This is a genomic window from Lysobacter fragariae (genome assembly GCF_054779775.1).
The window spans coordinates 80,610-100,976 of record NZ_BAAGXP010000006.1 but is presented as its reverse complement, the minus strand read 5'-3'; the positions used below and the strand labels follow the sequence as shown (position 1 = coordinate 100,976).

12 protein-coding genes and 1 tRNA gene are annotated in these 20,367 nt (G+C 66.1%); 7 read left to right on the top strand and 6 right to left on the bottom strand.

What is annotated here, in order from left to right; all coding sequences use genetic code 11:
* Positions 1–4 precede the first annotated feature (4 nt).
* The 4 genes from ACYVD7_RS06470 to ACYVD7_RS06455 form a co-directional block, all read right to left on the bottom strand.
* Positions 5–394, bottom strand: a complete 390-nt coding sequence (locus tag ACYVD7_RS06470) for a hypothetical protein (protein ID WP_460760589.1) — start codon at positions 392–394, stop codon at positions 5–7.
* Between the two features lie 3 nt (positions 395–397).
* Positions 398–880, bottom strand: a complete 483-nt coding sequence (locus tag ACYVD7_RS06465; RefSeq protein ID WP_460760586.1) for a glutathione peroxidase — start codon at positions 878–880, stop codon at positions 398–400.
* Positions 881–1,111: 231 nt separating this feature from the next.
* Positions 1,112–3,430: a TonB-dependent receptor gene (locus ACYVD7_RS06460; protein ID WP_460760584.1), complete on the bottom strand. Its 2,319-nt coding sequence runs from the start codon at positions 3,428–3,430 to the stop codon at positions 1,112–1,114.
* Positions 3,431–3,901: 471 nt separating this feature from the next.
* Positions 3,902–5,932 (bottom strand): amidohydrolase family protein, encoded by a 2,031-nt coding sequence (locus ACYVD7_RS06455; RefSeq protein WP_460760581.1) that lies wholly within the window; start codon positions 5,930–5,932, stop codon positions 3,902–3,904.
* A 266-nt stretch (positions 5,933–6,198) separates the two neighbouring features.
* On the opposite strand from ACYVD7_RS06455, the gene ACYVD7_RS06450 reads away from it, so the two are divergent.
* The 7 genes from ACYVD7_RS06450 to ACYVD7_RS06420 all read left to right on the top strand — a co-directional run bounded on the left by ACYVD7_RS06450 (position 6,199) and on the right by ACYVD7_RS06420 (position 14,444).
* Entirely contained in the window at positions 6,199–6,969 is a 771-nt protein-coding gene (locus ACYVD7_RS06450; protein WP_460760578.1) for a MerR family transcriptional regulator, read from the top strand.
* A 241-nt stretch (positions 6,970–7,210) separates the two neighbouring features.
* On the top strand, positions 7,211–9,415 hold the full coding sequence (locus ACYVD7_RS06445) for a M3 family metallopeptidase (protein ID WP_460760576.1): 2,205 nt from the start codon (positions 7,211–7,213) through the stop codon (positions 9,413–9,415).
* Between the two features lie 252 nt (positions 9,416–9,667).
* Positions 9,668–9,744, top strand: a tRNA-Arg gene (locus tag ACYVD7_RS06440).
* Between the two features lie 70 nt (positions 9,745–9,814).
* The gene (gene amaB / locus ACYVD7_RS06435; protein ID WP_460760573.1) at positions 9,815–11,347 is read left to right on the top strand and encodes an L-piperidine-6-carboxylate dehydrogenase; all 1,533 of its coding nucleotides are present in this window, start codon (positions 9,815–9,817) and stop codon (positions 11,345–11,347) included.
* Positions 11,348–11,349: 2 nt separating this feature from the next.
* A complete protein-coding gene (locus ACYVD7_RS06430) occupies positions 11,350–12,408 on the top strand; it encodes a quinone-dependent dihydroorotate dehydrogenase (RefSeq protein ID WP_460760571.1) in 1,059 nt (352 codons plus the stop codon).
* A gap of 7 nt (positions 12,409–12,415) precedes the next feature.
* A complete protein-coding gene (murB, locus tag ACYVD7_RS06425; RefSeq protein ID WP_460760568.1) occupies positions 12,416–13,471 on the top strand; it encodes a UDP-N-acetylmuramate dehydrogenase in 1,056 nt (351 codons plus the stop codon).
* 73 nt (positions 13,472–13,544) lie between these two features.
* Positions 13,545–14,444, top strand: coding sequence for a DMT family transporter (locus ACYVD7_RS06420; RefSeq protein WP_460760565.1), 900 nt, complete (start codon positions 13,545–13,547; stop codon positions 14,442–14,444).
* A gap of 288 nt (positions 14,445–14,732) precedes the next feature.
* Here ACYVD7_RS06420 and ACYVD7_RS06415 read toward each other — a convergent pair whose 3' ends face one another.
* Together ACYVD7_RS06415 and ACYVD7_RS06410 are read right to left on the bottom strand one after the other, a co-directional pair.
* Positions 14,733–18,137 carry a S8 family serine peptidase gene (locus ACYVD7_RS06415; protein WP_460760562.1) on the bottom strand — a complete coding sequence of 1,135 codons (3,405 nt, stop codon included), beginning with the start codon at positions 18,135–18,137 and terminating at the stop codon, positions 14,733–14,735.
* 236 nt (positions 18,138–18,373) lie between these two features.
* Positions 18,374–20,344: an HD domain-containing phosphohydrolase gene (locus ACYVD7_RS06410; RefSeq protein WP_460760559.1), complete on the bottom strand. Its 1,971-nt coding sequence runs from the start codon at positions 20,342–20,344 to the stop codon at positions 18,374–18,376.
* Positions 20,345–20,367: the final 23 nt, after the last annotated feature.

Sequence of the window (20,367 nt, the reverse complement as noted above, 5' to 3'; positions counted from 1 at the left end):
CCGCCTAGCGCTCGCCCCAGCGAACCCACAGCTGCGCGGCGTGTTCGTCGTCGAACACCCGCGCGTCGAACCCGGCCTCACGCGCGTACAGCTCGCAGTACTCGATCTGCTGCAGCCCATGCGGTTTGACGTGGGCGATGCGGATGCTTTCCAGCCCCTGCCCAGCGACGGCTTCGACAAGTTTGAGCCATTGTTCGGCCGTCAGCGGTTCGCCCCGCAGTTCGTCTACCAGCACGATCGCGTCGGGAGCGTCACGGCGGACCTCGGCGACGATCGCCCGCCAGTACGACACCGTGTTTTCAAGGGTGCTGGCGCCGATCACATGCACGCGCAACAGCGACTGCTCCCGGGCGAACCGGATCAGGACAGGCGCTTCCTTCGCCGCGGGGGACATGCATTACCCCAATGCGGTTTCGATGTCGCCCGCGATCGATTCGGGCGAGTCGGTCGGCGCATAGCGCTTGATGACCTTGCCATCGCGGCCAATCAGGAATTTGCTGAAATTCCACTTGATCGCATCGATTCCGAGGAAGCCGCCCTTTTCCTCCTTCAGCCATTTCCACAGCGGATGCGCGTTGGCACCGTTGACGTCGATCTTGGCGAACATCGGGAAGGTCACGTCATAGTTGAGCGAGCAGAAGTTGCGGATCTCCGCTTCGTCGCCCGGCTCCTGGTGGCCGAACTGGTCGCATGGGAATCCCAACACCACCAGCCCACGCGATCCGAAATCGCGCCAGAGCTTTTCAAGGCCGGTGTACTGCGGCGTGAATCCGCACTTGGATGCGACGTTGACGACCAGCATCACCTTGCCGCTGAAGTCGGCAAGCGACTTGGCCTGGCCGTCGATGTCGGCGGCGGAGAAATCGTAGGCGGTGGACATGGCGCGCTCCGGGCGGTTGTCGTCGTTCCGTCCAGCATAACGCCGGGGGTCGCGGTTGGCATCGGCTTGCAGCGGTGGCTTGAAGGACTGAGGCGTGGGAACTGCTTCCAACACTCGGTCAAAAACAGAACCCACACCCGGCCCGGGATGCCAGCCAGCGACAGGCGACTGAACCCCGAAAAACAAAACGCCGGGACAAGCCCGGCGTTTCGTCAAGCAAGGTCGACTGCGTCAGAACGAGGCCTTGAACTCCACGCCCAGCGTACGCGGCTCGTTGATGAAGCCGGTCAGGTTGTTGAAGTCGATGCCGCCCACCACCTGCACCTGGTCGGTGATGTTGCGGCCGAACACGGCGACGTCGTACTTGCCGTAGCCCCAGTCGTAGCCCAGGCGCAGGCCGCCTTCGAGCAGCGACTTGCCGGTGAACTCCACCGAGTCGTACAGGAAGAAGTTCACTTCGCTGCGGTAGGACCAGTCGGTGAACACGTAGAACTCGGCGCCTTCGCCGGTCGGCATGCTCCAGCGTGCCGTCATGTTGTGTGACCACTTCGGGGCCTGCGGCAGCGGATTGCCGTCAATCAGCGCCCTGCCAGTGGCGTCGCGCGGATCGGTGACCGTGCACTGCGCGCATACCGACACCGCCAGGTCAGCGTCCTTGATCTCCGTGTCGTTGTAGCTGCTGCCCCAAGTGACCAGCAGGTTGTCGGTCAGGTAGGTCTGGAAGTCCAGCTCGAAGCCCTGGCCCGTCGATTTCTCGGCATTGAGCAGGATATTGGCGTTGGCCGAACCACCCACCGCGGTGAGTTGCTGGTCCTTCACCTCGTAATAGAAGAGACCAGCACTCAGGCGCGCGCGCTTGTCCCACAGGTCAGCCTTGATGCCGGCCTCGAACGACAGCGAGGTTTCCGGACCGGCGACGGACTTGGTGTTGAACGCGCCGGCGGCCTGGATGCTGCTGCCGCGGTAACCGGTGGCTACGCGGGCATACAGGTTCATGTCGTCATTGACCTTGTAGGTGGCCGACAGGTCCCAGCTCAGCTTCTTGTCTTCCGGATGCGCCGACAGATCGCCGTCGGGTTCCAGCGCCTGCAAGTCCGCCAGGGTGCAACGCAACGGACCCGCGCCAGGCAGGTTGAACGTGGGAGCAATGCAGGGCGCGAAACCATTGGCGTAGTACTCCTCCACCGCCAGGTCCTTCTTGTCGACCGTATAGCGCAGGCCGCCGCGCAGTTCGAACGCCGGTGTCACCTTCCACGTCGCCGCGGTGAACACCGCCCACGAGTCGTTGGTCTGGTTGATGCGCTCGTAGCCATCCTCGATGCCACCGTTGATGGAGTCGTAGCTGAAGCTCTCGACGTCGTAGTCTTCCTTGAACAGGAACAGGCCGGCCTGCCAGTTGAAGTTGCCGGTGGTGTCGCTCTCCAGGCGGAACTCCTGGGTCCACTGCGAATGCTGCGGGATGCCGTCGGCCGTTTCCGAGGGGAACGGAATGAAGCCCGGCTCACCCACGGTGCCCAGGAACGGGTTGTCGAATCCGTAACCGCCGTCGATGTCGCCGCGGCTATAGGTTTCCACCGACTCGTAGCCGGTGATGGAGTGCAGCGTGTAGTTGCCCACGTCCCAGCTCAGGCGCGCGTTGAAACCTTCGCTGTCGAGTTCGGAATGGTTGTAACCGTCGACCGACACTTCGTTTTCGTCGAAGCCGTCGACGAGGTCATTGGTGCCCGGCTTGATGATGTTGGCGCGGAACAGGCGCGCGGTGCCGTTGAGGTGGCGCGCATGGACGCCGAGCAGTGCCTCGAAGCCATCGCCCGAGTACAGCGCCTGCACGCGTGCCGCGGACTCGTCGTAGCCCTCGAACCCGTCGTTCGGGCCCGGATAGGTGTTCTTCACCCAGTCGTCGCGACGCTGGAACAGCACCGATGCGCGCGCGGACCAGTTGTCGCTGAGGCCACCGCCGACGGCGCCCTCGAAGTTCCACATGTCGTCGCTGCCGGCACCGAGCTTGGCGTAGCCGCCGAAATCCTGCGACGGGCGTACCGACTCGAACTTGACCACGCCGGCCGGGCTGTTGCGGCCGAACAGCGTGCCCTGCGGACCGCGCAGCACTTCGACCTGGTCGACGTCGAACACCGGGAAGCCCTTCAGGATCGGGTTTTCCTGCACCACGTCGTCATAGACCAGCGACACGGGCTGCGAGGTGTTGAGGCGGAAATCGGTATTGCCGTAACCGCGGATGTAGAAGCGCGGGAAGGCGCGGCCGAACGAGGATTCGATGTTGAGGCTCGGCACGCGGCCGGACAGGAAGCGGACGTCGGTACCGCCGGACGCCAGCGCGTCGAGCTTCTCGCCACTGACCGTGCTGACGGACACCGGCACGTCCAGGATGCTTTCCACGCGACGCTGCGCGGTGACCTGCACGGCGTCCAGCGTCTTGGCCTTGGTTTCCGTGGTATCGCTGGCAGCTTCCTGCGCGTTGGCGACGGTGGCGAACAGCGAAAGCGCGATGGACGCGGTCAGTGCGTGGCGACGGAAGGTGCGGTGGCGCATGTGTGGGCTCCGGACGGCGGCGGGCTGGTGAAGGAACCCGCGAATGTTATCCCACCGTTAAGCCCACCGTACGTGCCGGTACGCCGTTTGTCGTATTCCGGTCACATCCTTCGATTTCGGTGCTTCGCACCTACGCTCAGGATGAGCGGGGATGGTTGGGGGCCGGGTGCCCGGAGCCTGCTTTAGGCGTCTAGCGGGCTAGATCGAAGGCGCCAGAACCCCTGAGCGGACTGGCAGGCGCAGAGCCGCGTGGCGGTTACAGGCGGGGCCTGGCCAAGCAGCCCGGCCACTCCCGCTCACCCTGACCGCATGGCTACCCGCTCATCCTGAGCGTAGGTGCGAAGCACCGAAGTCGAAGGACCCGCAGGCACGGGGCTGTTAAGTCGGCGAAGCCCGAAGTGCAGTCAAAAGCCCTTCCCAGGAGCTCCCTCGCCCGCGTGGCGAGGGAATCCCGGGAAGGGACCCGGCGGCCTACTTGTTCGACGCGGCCTTCACCGCGGTCGCGAAGGGCTTGACCCCCAGCGCGTCGAAGATCTCGCTAGGGTAATAGGCGGTATCGCCCTTCATCACCAGCGCCACGTTGCGGATATCAGAGATGTTCGCCGTCGGATCGCCGTCGATAAGCACCAGATCCGACGCCTTGCCGGCCGTGACCGAGCCGCGGTCATCGAGCACCCGGGCGTACTTGGCGCCGTTCCAGGTAGCCACCTGCAACGCCTGCGCCGGAGTCAGGCCGGCGCGGACGTACCACTCCAGCTCGCTCTGCACGGTGAAACCCGGCAGTCCATCGGTACCCGCCACCAGCGGCACACCCGCCTTGTACATGCGACCAACGAACTCGACCATCTTCAGGTACGACTTGTTGTAACGCGCCGCAGTCGCGTCGTCCGGGATCTTCATCTCGGCGACCTTCAGGCCGCGCTGGATGTCCGGCGGCATGTGCGCGGCGATCGGCGCGTAGCTTTCGGCGACATCACCCGCGCGCTGGCGCAGGAATTCGAAGGTCGACAGCGTCGGATCGATGACGATCTTCTTCGCCGCCAGCATCGCGATGTAGTCCTGCACCTCCTTGCTGTCGAAATCCATGTCGGCAACCTTCTCCGCCGGCAGGTAGAAGCGCTGCAGCGTGCGGGTGTCGGTCTTGTCGTCGACCAGGAAGTTCAGCAGCACCTGGTTGATGTGCTGGATTTCGTCATAGCCCATGTCCACCACGTCGCGCGCGCGCAGGAACGCCGGCACGTGGCCGCTTACGCGCATGCCCTTGGAATGCGCGTAGGCGATGGTGTCGCGCAGGATGTCCTTCGGGAACGAGTTGTAGACCTTGATCTGCGGGTAGCCGTGCTCGGCGTACCAGTCGACGGCTTTCTTCGCTTCGTCGAGGTTCTTGATGACGAAGCCATTGCGCGCCGACATCGGGCTCTCGCCTTCGATGAAACCGGCGGGGACGACGTGCGTGGAGAGCAGCGTGTCCGCCTTCTCCTCCGCGATCAGCTGCTGCAGGGTGGCGTTGTCGTTGCCCATGTCGCGCACGGTGGTGACACCGGTGGCGATGTTCAGACCGCCATCCCAGCGCCCCAGGTGGCCGTGCATGTCGAACAGACCCGGCAGCAGCACCTTGCCGCCGGCGTCGATGACGTTATCCGCCTTGGCGTTGCCACCGGTGGCGGCGACCGAGACGATGCGACCGTCGCGCACCAGCACGTCCGAAGCCGCGCCCAGCGTGGCCTTCTCGCTGTCGAACACACGCGCATTGCGGATCAGCGTCGTGCCGGCCAGCTTGTGCGAGACATTGTCGTGCAGCTGCACCAGCGCTTCGCCTTCGGCCTGCTTCTGGCGGGTTTCCATCGCGGCGGCGTTGGCATCCCAACCTTCCTCGATCAACTGCAGGAAGCCGGGGAAGATGAAGGCGAACAGGCGCGGCTCCGCGTCGGTGGTCGCCCAGACGAACTGCGGGGTCAAGCCAATTCCGGTGATCGCCAGCAGCTGCACATTGCGGTGTTCGTTGCCGCGCACGACGTCCATTTGCGCCAGCTTGCGCATGCTCAGCGAACCGCCGGGGATCAGCGGCAGCTTGCCATCGGCCTGGCGCGAGAGCGCTGCAAGCGCCGGGGAGATATCGGCCGGCGTACCACCCAATGCGGAGTAGAACGCGGTGCCCTTGATGGTCATCTCGCCCTGGTCGGATGTGGACTTCCAGCTGACCTTGTCGCCGTCGCGCTTGAAGGATTCGTCGACCGGCGCGCCGAACGTGGTCGAGCCCGTCACCTTGTAGGTGGCGAAGGTGCCGTCGGGCGCCAGGGTGAATTCTTCCTTCAGCTCCGGACCGCGGCCGTTGTCCTTGAAGAGGTAGTCGACTCGGGTCACGCCATCGTCGCCCGTGGTGACGATCTGGTGGCCGGCCTGCTTGCCGCCATCGACCAGCGCGACATAGCGCAGTGTCTGCGCGGCGTAGGCAGGGCTGGCGAGGACCAGGGCCAGGGAGACAGCAAGAATGCAGCGCATCGATCTTTCCTTGTCGGGGACGGGCAGAACCCCCAGCATCACCCCGGCTGGACGCCAGCGCGTGGGCCAAAGGTTGGGGGCGGCGGGATTCACCAGCTGTCGGTACGGACCCAATCCCGACAGTTGCGACGTCTACCCGCGCTCCAGCACTCCCGCCGCGTCAGTGCTGAGCGGAAACTGAAAGTCCATCCAACCCGCGCTTGACCCTGACGTGACGTAAGGCCCGAACCTGCGCCCCGCATCAACCCACCCCTACCGCAGACGCAATGAAACAGCCCAGGCACCACACCGTCAGCCAGGTCGCCGCCCTCACCCACCTCACCGTGCGGGCGCTGCACCACTACGACGAGATCGGATTGCTCAAGCCTTCGCACCGCAGCGCCGCCGGCTATCGCCTCTACACCGACGATGACCTGCACCGCCTGCGCCGGGTGCTGCTGTTCCGCGAACTGGGCTTCGGCCTGGACGCCGTACGCGAGCTGGTCGACGCCCCGCCGGAGCGCCAGCACGCGGCATTGCTGGAACAGCGCGGCGTCGTCGAACAGCAGCGACGCCATGCCGACGCGGTACTGCGTGCGGTCGATGCGACCCTTCAATCCATGCAGGAGCGCACAACAATGACCACCGAAAAACTCTTCGACGGCTTCGAGCAGTTCGAGAACGCCGAGTACGCCAAGGAAGCCGAACAACGCTGGGGCCACACCGACGCCTGGAAGGAGTCGCGCCGCCGCACGGCCGGCTACCAGCGCGCCGACTTCGAACAGGCACAGGCCGAGCAGCTGGCCCTCATCCGCGAACTGCTCGAGATCCGCCACGCCGGCCACGCCGCCGACAGCGCACCTGCCATGGCCGTCGCCGAGCGCCACCGCGAGCAGATCGACCAGCGCTATTACCCGTGCAACTACGCGATGCACTGCGGACTGGCCGACATGTACGAAGCCGACGAACGCTTCCGCGATTTCTACGACCGCCACGGCGAGGGACTGGCCGTCTACTTGGCGGCCGCGATCCGGGCAAATTCGGCAAAGCACGCCTGACGACCGCACCGGCCCGGTCGGCGGAGCATTGCGGGGTTGGCCGATCGGCCCAAGCCCCGCAATATCTGCGCTTTTCCGCATTCAGGTTGTGCCGGATGCCGGCGTGCACACGGCGGCGCCCGTCAACAACAGAGCAGGCCCTGACCGAAGCCCGCGCCATACGCCCCCTGTGCCTTTCGTCAGGGGCCGCAGCCGGTGAGCTTCGGGTACCCTCCCGACTCCCCTCGCTGAGATTGTCGAAATGAAGCACCCGCTCGCGCTGGCCCTGGCCGCCGCACTCGCCGTCGCCTCCGCCCCGGCCCTCGCCCACGAATCCGCTCCCGCAGCCAAGACCACCGTGACCGAACACGTCAATCCGCTCTTCACGGCCAGCCCGCTGCCGTTCCAGTACCCGCAGTTCGACAAGATCCAGGACAGCGACTTCGCGCCGGCCTTCGATCGCGGCATGAAGGAAGAGCTGCAGGAAGTCGACGCGATCGCCAACTCGGACGCCGCGCCGACCTTCGACAACACCATCGTCGCCCTGGAGAAGTCCGGCCAGCTGCTGCGCCGCGGCCTGACCATCTTCGGCAACCTCAGCGGCGCCGACACCAACGACGCGCGCGACAAGATCGAGGCCGAGTACTCGCCCAAGCTCGCCGCGCACGCTGACGCGATCCGCCTGAATCCCAAGCTGTTCGCCCGCATCAAGGCCGTGTACGAAGGCCGCGACGCCGCCGGCCTGGACGCCGAGTCCAAGCGCCTGGTCGAGAAGTACTACACCGACTACATCCACGCCGGCGCCAGCCTGTCGGACGCCGACAAGGTCCGCCTGAAGGCGATGAACGCCGAACTGGCCTCGCTGGACACGCAGTTCAGCCAGAACGTGCTGAAGGAAGTGAACGCATCGGCCGTCATCGTCGACAGCAAGGCCCAGCTCGCCGGCCTGTCCGACGAACAGATCGCCGGCGCCGCCGAAGCCGCCAAGTCGCGCGGCCAGGAAGGCAAGTTCGCGATCGCCCTGCTCAACACCACCACCCAGCCGGCGCTGTCGCAGCTGCAGGATCGCGCCACGCGCGAACGCCTGTACAAGGCCTCCATCGCCCGCGGCAGCCGCGGCAACGAGTTCGACACCACGGCGCTGGTCGCCCGGGTGATCAAGCTGCGCACCGAACGCGCCAACCTGCTGGGCTACCCCACCCACGCCGCCTACACGCTGGAAGACGAGACCGCCAAGAACCCCGAAGCCGTCAACGCGATGCTGGGCAAGCTTGCCCCGGCCGCCGTCGCCAACGCCCGCAAGGAAGGCGCCGAACTGCAGAAGACGATCGACGAGGAACAGAAGGCCAAGGGCCAGCCCACCTTCGAACTGCAGCCGTGGGATTGGGCCTACTACAGCGAAAAGGTGCGCCAGGCCAAGTACAACTTCGACGAAGCCGAGCTCAAGCCCTACCTGGAAATGAAGAACGTGCTGGAGAACGGCGTGTTCTTCGCCGCCAACAAGCTCTACGGCCTGACCTTCAAGCAGCGCACCGACCTGCCGGTCTACCAGCCGGACGTGATGGTCTATGACGTCTTCGACAAGGACGGCAAGCAGCTGGCGATCTTCCTCGCCGACGAATACGCCCGCCCCTCCAAGCGCGGTGGCGCGTGGATGAACGAGTACGTCAGCCAGTCCGGCCTGATGGGCACGCATCCGGTGATCGCCAACCACCTCAATATCCCCAAGCCCACGGCCGGCCAGCCGACGCTGCTGACCTGGGACGAGGTCACCACGATGTTCCATGAGTTCGGCCATGCGCTGCACGGCATGTTCTCGAACGTGAAGTACCCGTACTTCGCGGGCACCAACGTGCCGCGCGACTTCGTCGAGTACCCGTCGCAGGTGAACGAGATGTGGTCGGACTGGCCGGAAGTGCTGGCCAACTACGCCAAGCACTACCAGACCGGCGAACCGATGCCGAAGGCCCTGCTGGACAAGGTGCTGGCCGCGTCGAAGTTCAACCAGGGCTTCACCACCACCGCCTACCTGGGCGCAGCCATGACCGACCAGGACCTGCACCAGGTCACCGCGGACAAGGTGCCGGACGCAGCGCACGTGATGGCCTTCGAAGCGGCATCGCTGAAGAAGAACGGCCTGGACTACGCCGCCGTCGCGCCGCGTTACCGCCTGCCGTACTTCAGCCACATCATGGGCGGCTACTCGGCCGGCTACTACGCCTACATCTGGTCGGAAGTGCTGGACGCCAACACGGTGGAGTGGATCAAGCAGCACGGCGGCCTGACCCGCGAGAACGGCGACCACTTCCGCGACACCCTGCTGTCGCGCGGCGGTAGCCAGGACGCGATGGTGCTGTTCGGCAACTTCGCCGGCCACGCCCCGCAGATCGAACCGCTGCTGGAGCGTCGCGGCCTGGTGTCGGAAGCACCGGCAACCGGCAGCGGCGACAAGGGGCACGCGAAGTAGTCGCGCATCCCAAGCCAAGGCAACACGGAACGCCCGGAGAGATCCGGGCGTTCTGCTTTTGGGGGCTCTGTCGAGCTGCAGCGCGGGTCCGTTGTCGGCGTTGATTCGAGTTCCCGTGGCTTCGCGGTGGCGCCATCGGGGGAAGCTCGTCAGCCGGCATCCCGGGCCGCCGGCGCGGCATCATTGAAACGAGTGCCGATTGCTCATGGTGGGCCGGCGCCGCCCTTTCTCTGCGATAATTCCGCCCCTTATGGCCCCGTAGCTCAGTTGGATAGAGCGGTCCCCTCCTAAGGGACAGGTCGCACGTTCGAATCGTGTCGGGGCCGCCAGCATCCACGGCACGCTTGCGTGCCACTGCGCCTTCAGGCGCACCCCGATTTCCTCTCTGGAGTTTCCCCCATGACGCACCCCGTCCTCTCCGCCCTCGGCCTGACCGACAACGAATCCGGCACCTACCTCGGCAGCGGCCAGTGGTCGGCCACGAACGACGCCGGCGTGATCGAGCCGGTCAACCCGACCACGGGTGAGGTACTGGGCCGCGTGATGGCCTCGTCGAAGGCCGACTACGACACCATCGTCGAGCGCGCCCAGGCCGCCTACAAGGTCTGGCGCACCACGCCGGCCCCGCGTCGCGGCGAAGCCATCCGCCTGTGCGCCGACGCCCTGCGCACGCACAAGGACGCGCTGGGTTCGCTGGTCGCGCTGGAAATGGGCAAGTCCAAGCCGGAAGGCGACGGCGAAGTGCAGGAAATGATCGACATCGGCGAATTCGCCGTCGGCCTGTCGCGCCAGCTGTACGGCCTGACCATGCACTCCGAGCGTCCGGGCCACCGCATGTACGAACAGTGGCACCCGATCGGCATCGTCGGCGTGATCTCGGCGTTCAACTTCCCGGTCGCCGTGTGGGCGTGGAACTCGTTCGTCGCCGCCATCTGCGGTGACATCACCGTGTGGAAGCCGTCGCCGAAGACCCCGCTCTCGGCCATCGCCTCGATGAAGATCTGCAACGAAGCGCTGAAGAAGGGCGGCTTCCCGGACATCTTCTTCCTGTTCAACGATGCCGGCGCCGACCTGGCGCAGCAGTTCGTCGACGACCGTCGCGTCGGGCTGATCAGCTTCACCGGTTCGACCAAGATCGGCCGCATGGTCGGTGAGCGCGTCGCCCACCGCATGGGTCGCTCGCTGCTGGAGCTCGGCGGCAACAACGCGATCATCGTCGACCAGACCGCCGACCTGAAGCTGGCGATCCCGGCGATCGTGTTCGGCGCCGTCGGCACCGCCGGCCAGCGCTGCACCACCACGCGCCGCCTGTTCGTGCACGAGTCGATGTACGACGAAGTGCTGGGCAAGCTGATCACCGCCTACAAGCAGGTCGAAGGCAAGATCGGCGATCCGACCGACCCGAAGAACCTGATGGGCCCGCTCAACAGCAAGGACGGCGTCGATGCGTACCTCGATGCGGTCAACAAGGCCAAGGCGTCCGGCGGCAAGATCGAGACCGGCGGTGCCGCGATCGAAGGCAAGGGCAACTTCGTCCTGCCGACGATCGTCACCGGCCTCACCAACGAAGCCGAGATCGTGCAGCACGAGACCTTCGCGCCGATCCTCTACGTCATGAAGTTCAAGACGATCGACGAAGCCATCGACATGCAGAACGCCGTGCCGCAGGGCCTGTCGTCGTCGATCTTCACCACCAACCTCAAGGCGGCCGAAGCGTTCCTCGCCGCGTCGGGTTCCGATTGCGGCATCGCCAACGTCAACATCGGCACTTCGGGCGCGGAAATCGGCGGCGCCTTCGGTGGTGAGAAGGAAACCGGCGGCGGTCGCGAATCGGGTTCGGATGCGTGGAAGGCCTACATGCGCCGCCAGACCAACACGATCAACTACTCCGACTCGCTGCCGCTCGCGCAGGGCATCAAGTTCGACCTGTAAGCATGTACGGACTCGCCCGCCCGTTCCTGTTTGGACTGGATGCCGAGAAGGCGCATGGCCTTGGTCTCAAGGCCATGGAAGCCGCGTACCGCACCGGGCTCAACCCGCTGCTGACGCGCAAGTCGGCGCCGTTGCCAACCAAGGCGTTCGGGCTGACCTTCCCCAACCCGGTGGGACTCGCCGCCGGGCTGGACAAGAACGGCGCGCACATCGACGCGCTGCTGTCGCTGGGTTTCGGTTTCGTCGAAGTCGGCACGGTCACGCCGCGCCCGCAGGCCGGCAATCCGAAGCCGCGCATGTTCCGCCTGCCGGAGCATGAGGCCGTCATCAACCGCCTGGGCTTCAACAACGACGGCATCGAGGCGATGGTGAAGAACGTCGAGCGCGCACAGCGCAAGGGCGGGCTGCTCGGCATCAACATCGGCAAGAACAAGGACACGCCCAACGACGCGGCCGAAGGCGATTACATGTACTGCCTGTCGCGCGTCTATCCGCTGGCGGACTACGTCACCGTCAACATCTCCTCACCCAACACTGCCGGCCTGCGTGAACTGCAGGAAGAACAGTCGCTGCGCCGCCTGGTCGGCACGCTGCGCGAGGAACAGGAGCGGCTGGGCGCGAAACACGGCAAGCGCGTGCCGATGCTGGTGAAGATCGCACCGGACCTGTCCGAGGACGACGTCGACGCCGCCGCTCGCGTGCTGGCAGACCTGGAAGTGGACGGCGTGATCGCCACCAACACCACGGTGTTGCGCACGATAGTAGAGGGCTCCGAGCACGCCAACGAAACCGGTGGCCTGTCAGGCCGCCCGCTGATGGGGTTGTCGACCACGATCCTGCGGATGCTGCGCACGCGCCTGCCCGAATCCATTCCGCTGATCGGCGTGGGCGGCATCGTCAGCGGCGCCGACGCGGTGACCAAGACGGCGGCCGGTGCGACGCTGGTGCAGTGCTACACCGGACTGGTCTATCGCGGTCCGGCGCTGGTGCACGAATGCGTGGAAGCCATGCGTCGCCGCAAGGAAGCCCCCAGCCGCGGCAACCTGCCCCCGGAGATCTGATCGACGCATGAGCGACGCCATCCACATCGCGCGCGACGCCTCGCTGCGTTCGCGCAATACCTTCGGTGTGGAAGCGCGTGCACCCGTGCTGGTGGAAGTCGCCGACGCCGCCGCATTGCCGGCGCTGTTCGCCGACCCGGATTTCGCCGATCGCCTTTCGCTGGTGCTCGGTGGCGGCAGCAACCTGCTGTTCGCCGGCAATCCGCAGGGCGCGGTGCTGGCGCTGACGGGACATCGCGTCACCTACGTGGACGCGCCGCAGGACGCGCCGGCCGCAGGCCGTGTCGTCGTCCGCGCCGACGCAGGCGTGGAGTGGCACGACTTCGTCATGCGCACGCTCAAGCACGGCCTGGCCGGGCTGGAGAACCTGGCGCTGATCCCCGGTACCGTCGGTGCCGCGCCGATCCAGAACATCGGCGCCTACGGCGTGGAAGTGCGCGAGTTCATCCACTGCGTGGAAGCCTTCGAACCCGCGACCGGGCAAGTACATCGCCTGGACGCCGACGCGTGCCGCTTCGCGTATCGCGACAGCCTGTTCAAGCAGCAGGTGGATCGCTACATCGTCACCGCGGTCGAGTTCGCGCTACCCCGCGTGCCGGACCTGAAGCTCGACTACGCCGGTATCCGCGAGGAACTGGCGACGATGGGCGTCATCAACCCGACGCCGCGCCACGTCGCCGATGCGGTGATCGCGATCCGCCGCCGCAAGCTGCCCGATCCGGCCGTGATCGGCAACGCGGGCAGCTTCTTCAAGAATCCGATCGTCCCCGTCGCACAGGCCGACGCGCTGAAAGCGCGGCACGATGCGCTGCCGGTGTTCCGCGGCAACAGCGATGCCACGCGCAAGCTCTCGGCTGCGTGGCTGATCGACCAGTGCGGCTGGAAGGGACATCGCGACGGCGATGCGGGCGTCGCCGAATCGCACGCGCTGGTGCTGGTGAATCACGGCAACGCGAGCGGCCTGCAGCTGCTCGACCTGGCACGTCGGATCGCGGCGTCTATTGGCGAACGTTTCGGCGTTGAACTGGAACCGGAACCACGGGTGATCGGCGCGACATGGTGAGCTGGTTGCTCCGCGCTCCGCCCTGCCCGCCTGCGCCCCACTTTCTGGGCCCGAAAGCAAAATCCCCAGCTGCATGAACGCCCACGCACGCGCCGCCGTACTGATGCTGGTCAGCACCGTGTTCTTCGCGCTGATGGCGGTGGTGATCCGGCTGGCGTCCTCGTCGCTGCACACGTTCGAGATCGCGTTCTTCCGCAACTTCTTCGGCGTGGTCGCGGCGTTGCCGCTGCTGGTGAAGCACGGCCCCGGCCTGCTGCGCACGACGCAGCTGCCGCGGTACTTCGTCCGTTGCATCGTCGGCGTGGTATCGATGTTCTGCGGCTTCTGGGCGATCGGTCACCTACCTCTCGCGCAGGCGGTGTCGCTGTCCTACTCGACGCCGATCTTCGTCACGATCGCTGCGGTGATCTTCCTGCACGAACACGTCCGCGCGCGTCGCTGGGCGGCGGTGGCGGTGGGCTTTCTCGGCGTCATGGTGATCGTGCGACCGGGTACCGTCGGTTTCAGCCACGGTACGCTGGTGGCGCTGTCGGCGGCGGTGCTCAGCGGCATCGTGTCGATCCAGATCAAGCAGCTCTCGCGCGTCGAACCGGCCGACCGCATCGTGCTGTGGACCACACTGCTGTGGGTGCCGCTGTCGCTCGGACCTGCGCTGTGGGTGTGGCAGTGGCCTCAGGGAATCACGTGGCTGTGGGTGGCGGCAGCCGGCGTGCTCGGTACGGGCGGCCACATGTTCTGGACGCGCGCGCTGAAGCTGGGCGACGTCTCGGCGCTGACCCCGATCAGCTTCATGCAGCTGCCGATCGTGGCAGTGTTCGGCTACCTGGTCTTCGATGAGAAGCTCGACCGCTGGACAGTGATCGGCGCCGGCATCATCTTCGCGGCCAACGCGTACATCGCCCATCGCGAGGCGCAACTCGCGCGGACGCACGAGACGAGTGCGCCGGTGGAAGCGGCCAAGCCGGGTGAGTAGGCAACGCCCGCGTTGCGGCATCCCACTCTCCGCAGTGGATCCGTCCAACTGAGCAGCCCTGACTGCGTGTCCCAGCCCGCCTGATGGCGGCGAACAAGATCGCTGCCATCGTCGCGCCGGTTGCGCCGCACGCCGACACCCGACTGGTGGGATCGCTGCACGCGTCCCGCACTCGCAATGAATGCGACAGCCATCGCCGGAGATCAGCGACAACCGCCCCACAAGGTCCGCGCACAAAAAAAGAGGCCCGGTGTTACCCGGGCCTCTCGTGTTACTCGATGGATACGCTCAGTTGGCGGTCATTACGATCGGAACCGCTGCGACCGGCGTGACCGGATCGTTGCTGCTCACGCATACGTTGGCGCGGTAGCTTCCCGCCGCCATGCCGCCGCTGTTCAGTCCCACCAACGTCAGTTGACTGGCTGCGGGCGCCAGCGCACCCGATGCCGGGACCGCCGCACCCAACCACGGTGCACCGCAGGCGACAGTTCCCTTGATCACCATCGACAGGCCGGAGAAGGCGGTATTCGACGCCCAGCTACCCACGTTCGACGTGGACACGGTGATCGACGCGAACGAGCCATTGCCAGTGTTCGAGCCGAAATGAGCCCAGCGGTTGGCAAACGTGCCGCGCGTGCTCACCACCAGCCAGTAGGTACCCGGGGGCAGCGCCACGTTCTGGCCGGCAGTCGCGAGGTTCAGCGTGATCGAGCTGCCACTGCCATTCGCCGACGTTCCGATCGACACGCCCGCGGCGGTCGGAGCTGCCGTGTACGACCAGACGGCCGCACCCGGATTCGACTGCGGATTGCCCGCGGGCACCCCGCCCGCATCCGGATAGAGGCTCCAGGTGATGTTCACGGCCGCCGCCGTCAGCGCTGCACCGCTGACGACGAAGCCCTCGGTCTTCAGCGACGAGATGTTCGTGGTCTCGGTGACAGTGAAGTCGTCACCCGAGAACTGCGCGTTGTTGCCGGCAGTCGCCGGGTCCGTGTAGATGATGCTGCGGAAACCCGAACTGACGCCCGTGCTGTCCGCGGTATACGGAGCCACGACACCGTTGCCGCTGTTGCTCACCACGTAGTTCAGCGTGGAGCCACCGATGTTGCCGATGTTGAAGCTCGCAGTGCCAGCGCCCGCGGTGGCGGTGGCATTCACCAGCGACGGCACCGAAACGATAGGTGCAGGCACGGAGACGGCGATAGGCAGGCGCAGCGCGGCGTAGTCATTCACCCGGCCACCGCTTTCGCGGTATTCCATGAGTACCTGGCCGAAGCTCCAGCTGCCGTCAGCGGGCAGGCCTGCGGCGTTGACCGTGAAGGTCACGCTGCGGGTCAGGCCCGGCAGGACCCACATCAGCGACGGGCTCACCGTACCCGGCACGCCGCTCATGCTGATCCGCCACAGGCCAATCGTGGTACCCGGGTTGCGGAAGGTACGAACGAACGTGCAGGTCGGGAAGCACTTGCCGTTGCCGAGGCTGGGCAGGTTGAGGGTGGTCGGGTTGCCGGCGCTGTCCGGATTGGCGGCCGTGAAGTTGGCCGTCGTTTCGTTGAGCACCAGACCAGCGCGGATCGCACGATCAACGCGGATGCGGCCTGCACCACGTGCGAACGGATTCGCCAGGGTGACCGAGTCTTCGGTGTAGACGGTCGGCGTCGCCGTCATCATCAGCGCCGACTTGATTTCCGGCATCGTCCAGGTCGGACGCGCTTCGCGGACCAGCGCTGCGGCACCGGCATGGTGAGGCGATGCCATCGAGGTACCGCTCATCAGGCCGATCAGGTTCTCCGAACCGGTGACCGTGGTACCGGCAATCACCGCCAGGACGTTCACGCCAGGCGCGGTGATATCCGGCTTGACCAGGTCGAACCGGCCCGCCGGGCCACGCGAGCTGAAGGAACCCAGCACGTCAGGCGTATTCGGCAATGCCACCGGCAGGCCGATGCTCGCCGTGGCAGTCGGGTTGGCGACCACGAAGTTGCGGATCGTATCGCCTTCGGACTGGAGGACGGAGAAGACCGGAACCGTCGTGCCCGGAACCGAGGGCAGGATGGCGCCAGCCGTATTGTTGGCGATGACCACCGCCACCGCGCCGGCGGCCGTTGCGTTGTTGGCCTTGACGGCGAACGTGCACCCACCGCGGCGGATCACCGCGATCGCCCCCGTGAACTCACCGGCCGCAAACGCGGCACAGCCGTCCGTCGTGGTGTCGATACCCGCGCTGACCTTGAGCGGTGTCGTGCCGGGCAGCGCCACCGTAATGTCGACGCCCCCCGTGCCGTTGGTCAGGATCAACGGCTGCAGTCCGGCCGGCACCGGCGCCGGGCCAGTGACGTTCAACAGGGAAGAGAAGCCACCACGGCCATGCTGGGCAGCCGCAGTGCTCGCCACCCAGGGTTCAAGGTGCCCGAGCGTATTGGGGCCCGGGCCGCTGTTACCTGCCGAAGCAGCGACATAGATGCCGGCATCGACTGCATTGAGGAACGCAAGGGACGTCGCGTCCGTCCAGGGCTCGTTGCCGCCGCTGATCGAGTAGTTGATGACGTCGACGATACCGTCGGCGATCGCCTGGTTGACCGCCGACACCGTCGCGGTGTTAGGGCAGGAGCCCTGGCCCGTGGAAATCGTGGTGTAGCAGACGTCGTAGGCAATGATGTTGGCGCGCGGCGCCACGCCCGAGATGCGGCGCATTGCGCTGGCGAACATGGCATCGCGATGGTTGCCCGCAGTCGTGGACGCCGTGTGGCTACCATGGCTGTTGGTGTCGCCGAAACCGGGTTCCTCACGCAGGCCCGCCGTGGTGCATGCATTGGTGGGCGCGCCGCAGACGTAGTCATAGCCGCCGATCAGTTTGCTGTTGCAGCGTCCATCGTCCACGCCGCCGGAGGCACAGGTGCCCAGGTAGGTGCCCGCCCCAAGCGGGTTGACGTGGACGTAGCCGTCGATCGGGTCAGTGGCAGCGAAAGACGGGCTGCCGAAATTGATGCCGGTATCGATGATGCCTACGACGACGCCCTCGCCCTGCACCGGGCTGGCCGAGTTGTAGTACTCGCCCACGCTGCCGGCCCAGGCCGTCGGAGCACCGATCAGCGCCGGACCGACATCGGTATCCACAGCGTATTCGCGGTACGGCTCGACCAGGCGGACATTGCCCAGCTCGGCCACGATCCGGGCTTCGGCCGGGGTCAGGTCCGCGATGATGCCGTTGATGGCGTGCTGCATGCGCGCGCGCACCGGCACGCGGTGCAGCACGGCCCTGGAGATCGCCTGCTCCATGCGGACCTGCACGCGTTGCAGGTAACCGACGTAGCGGCGCGCGTCCGCACTATGGGTGTCCAGCTTGTACTTGCCCGTGGCAACCGTCTTGCGGGATGGCGCCGCCAAGCCCGCGATGGTGCCCTGGTAAGTGGCCAGTGCGTCGTCGTTGTAGACGACGATGTAGGTACCCGGACGGTTGGGCGTCGCCGTGTCCGGCTTCTTCGCCGGCGTATTGACGCCGGTTCCCTGATTGAAGGTCGCCTCGTTGATGACCATTGCCATCAATGCGTTGACTGATTCCCGAGTGGCCGCTTGCTGGCCTCCCTGTACGGTCGCGACCTGCTGGTCGCTCGACCCGTAGGTCGCTGCCAATGCCGCCGCTACCAGGGCAGTCAGCGCCAAAGCGCCCGCCCACCTTGCGTGTTTCAACATGACTTTCCCCAAAGTGATGTGAAGTCCCCCAGATAGCAGACCAAGCCCCCGGCTCGGCGTCGTGCCCTGGATTTCATGGCGGGCTAGAACCCCCGGCTGTGCCGGGACGTCGCGCGCCGCTGCATGGTAACCAAAACTGGCGCGGGCCGTAGCCGCCACCGGAAATGGCCTCCCCGGTTCTCCGGGCCAGGGCTGAACAGGCCGGAGCAGAGCCCCGGCCCAGCATGGCGCCGCGCCTAGTTACCTTCGAGGTACGACTCGATGGCCGTCTCGTCGATCTGCTCGGGCCGCATAAACCGCTGCGCGTAGTCGCGGTACACGCCGGAGCGAAGGAACAGCTCGAACAGCTCCGGATCGATGTGCTGCTCGGCGCGCATCTTCGCCATGATCGACAACGCCTGCGACAACGTTTTGCCGGGCTTGTACGGACGGTCCGCGGCAGTCAGCGCTTCGAAGATGTCGGCAATCGCCATCATCCGCGCCACCGGGCTCATCTGTTCACGCGTGAGCCGCTTCGGATAGCCTGTGCCATCCATCTTCTCGTGGTGGCCACCGGCGATTTCCGGCACGGCCCGCAGGTGTCGCGGGAACGGTAACTGGGTGAGCATCATGATGGTCTGGACCATGTGCTCGTTGATCTTGTAGCGCTCCTCCGCCGACAGCGTGCCGCGACTGACGGTGAGGTTGTGCAGCTCGCCGCGGTTGTAAAGCAGTTCGGGCACATCCATGCGGAAGCCCCACGGATTGTCCGGCGCGACGCCCTCGCCTTCGGGGCGCGCGATGCGGTGCTCGGGCTTGTCGGCCAGCAGTTTTTCCTCGGCAGGCAGCTTTGCCGGTTCGCCCGTGCGGCGCGCAAGTTCGTCGCGCGACAGTCCCAGGCGATCGTCCAGCGTGCGCTGCCAGCGGCGCTCGCCGATCGCGCGAAGACGCTGCTGCTGCTCCGGTGCGAGGTACTCACCGCCCACGTTGCTGCGGGCGACGAAGGCGAATTCCTCGTCCAACTGCTGCCACTGCGCATCCCGTTGCAGGCGCGACAGGGCTTCGTCGCCGCCGCCGGCGACACTTCGCCAGTACGCGATCTCCGCATCACGCTTGAGCACTTCAAAGCGCATGCGTACTTCGTGGATGCGGTCGTAGATCGTTTCCAGCTTGGTCGCCTTGTCGACGACGTACTCCGGCGTGGTGACCTTGCCGCAGTCGTGAAGCCACGCGGCGATATGCACCGCCTCCCACTCGTTGGCATCCAGCCTGAAGTCCGCGTACGGCCCCTGCGTCGCATCGCAGGCCGCGCGCGCCAGCATGAAGGTCAGCTCCGGCACGCGCTCGCAGTGGCCGCCGGTGTAAGGGCTCTGTGCGTCGATCGCACCGGCGAGCATGCGGATCATCGCTTCGAACAGGTCCTTCTGGCCCCGCACCAGTTCGCGCGTTTCCAGCGTCAACGCCGCGCTGGAGGACAACGCCGCGACGAAGCTCTGCCGCGTCTTCTCCAGTGCCTGTTCGCCAAACAGCAGGAGCGCGCCGACCAGGTGGTCGTGGCGGTTGAGCAGCGGCAGCACCAGCAGGTCGAGTTCCGCCAGCGCCACGTCCAGCCCGATGCGCGCCAGTTCGTCCGTAGACAGTCGTCCGGACGCCGGCCGCATCGAACCCACGGCTTGTGCGATCAACCCGGGGGCGCCAGCCAACGGGATTTCCGGCAGTACCGGTCGCGGCGTATCGGCATCGTCCACGCGCAACGCGCCGGCCACCAGCGCATCACCACGCGCATTGGCGAGATACAGCACGCCGCTGTGCGAATCGGCGGATGCCGCCATCTCCGCCAGCACGCGCGGCAGCAGTTGCTCGATGTCGTCCTCGCCGGCCAGCGCCAGGTTCAGGTCGAGGAAACGACGCACGGTGTCGCGCATCAGGTCGACGCTGTGCGCCAGCTGGTCGACTTCGCGCACGGTGGAACGGACCACTGGACGATCGCTGAAGTCGAAGCGGCGCACGGCCTCGGCCTCCTCCGCCAGGCGCGCCAGCGGACGCGCCAGCCGATGCGCCACGACAACCGCCAGCAACACCGCCACCGCGAGCAATGGCAGCAGCACGTGCAGGGTCGCGTACGCGTCACCCAGCCAATGCAGCGCGCCTCCCACCAGCAGCACCAGCAGGACCGACAGGAATGTGATGTGCAGGTACAACGGATAGGTCGGCCGCTGTAAGGCCATGTCGCGCACCGTCTGGATTCCCC

Bases quoted from the DNA above. Each gene is read 5' to 3' on its own strand.
- ACYVD7_RS06470 (WP_460760589.1), bottom strand. From the start codon at position 394: ATGTCCCCCGCGGCGAAGGAAGCGCCTGTCCTGATCCGGTTCGCCCGG.
- ACYVD7_RS06465 (WP_460760586.1), bottom strand. From the start codon at position 880: ATGTCCACCGCCTACGATTTCTCCGCCGCCGACATCGACGGCCAGGCC.
- ACYVD7_RS06460 (WP_460760584.1), bottom strand. From the start codon at position 3,430: ATGCGCCACCGCACCTTCCGTCGCCACGCACTGACCGCGTCCATCGCG.
- ACYVD7_RS06455 (WP_460760581.1), bottom strand. From the start codon at position 5,932: ATGCGCTGCATTCTTGCTGTCTCCCTGGCCCTGGTCCTCGCCAGCCCT.
- ACYVD7_RS06450 (WP_460760578.1), top strand. From the start codon at position 6,199: ATGAAACAGCCCAGGCACCACACCGTCAGCCAGGTCGCCGCCCTCACC.
- ACYVD7_RS06445 (WP_460760576.1), top strand. From the start codon at position 7,211: ATGAAGCACCCGCTCGCGCTGGCCCTGGCCGCCGCACTCGCCGTCGCC.
- amaB (WP_460760573.1), top strand. From the start codon at position 9,815: ATGACGCACCCCGTCCTCTCCGCCCTCGGCCTGACCGACAACGAATCC.
- ACYVD7_RS06430 (WP_460760571.1), top strand. From the start codon at position 11,350: ATGTACGGACTCGCCCGCCCGTTCCTGTTTGGACTGGATGCCGAGAAG.
- murB (WP_460760568.1), top strand. From the start codon at position 12,416: ATGAGCGACGCCATCCACATCGCGCGCGACGCCTCGCTGCGTTCGCGC.
- ACYVD7_RS06420 (WP_460760565.1), top strand. From the start codon at position 13,545: ATGAACGCCCACGCACGCGCCGCCGTACTGATGCTGGTCAGCACCGTG.
- ACYVD7_RS06415 (WP_460760562.1), bottom strand. From the start codon at position 18,137: ATGTTGAAACACGCAAGGTGGGCGGGCGCTTTGGCGCTGACTGCCCTG.
- ACYVD7_RS06410 (WP_460760559.1), bottom strand. From the start codon at position 20,344: ATGGCCTTACAGCGGCCGACCTATCCGTTGTACCTGCACATCACATTC.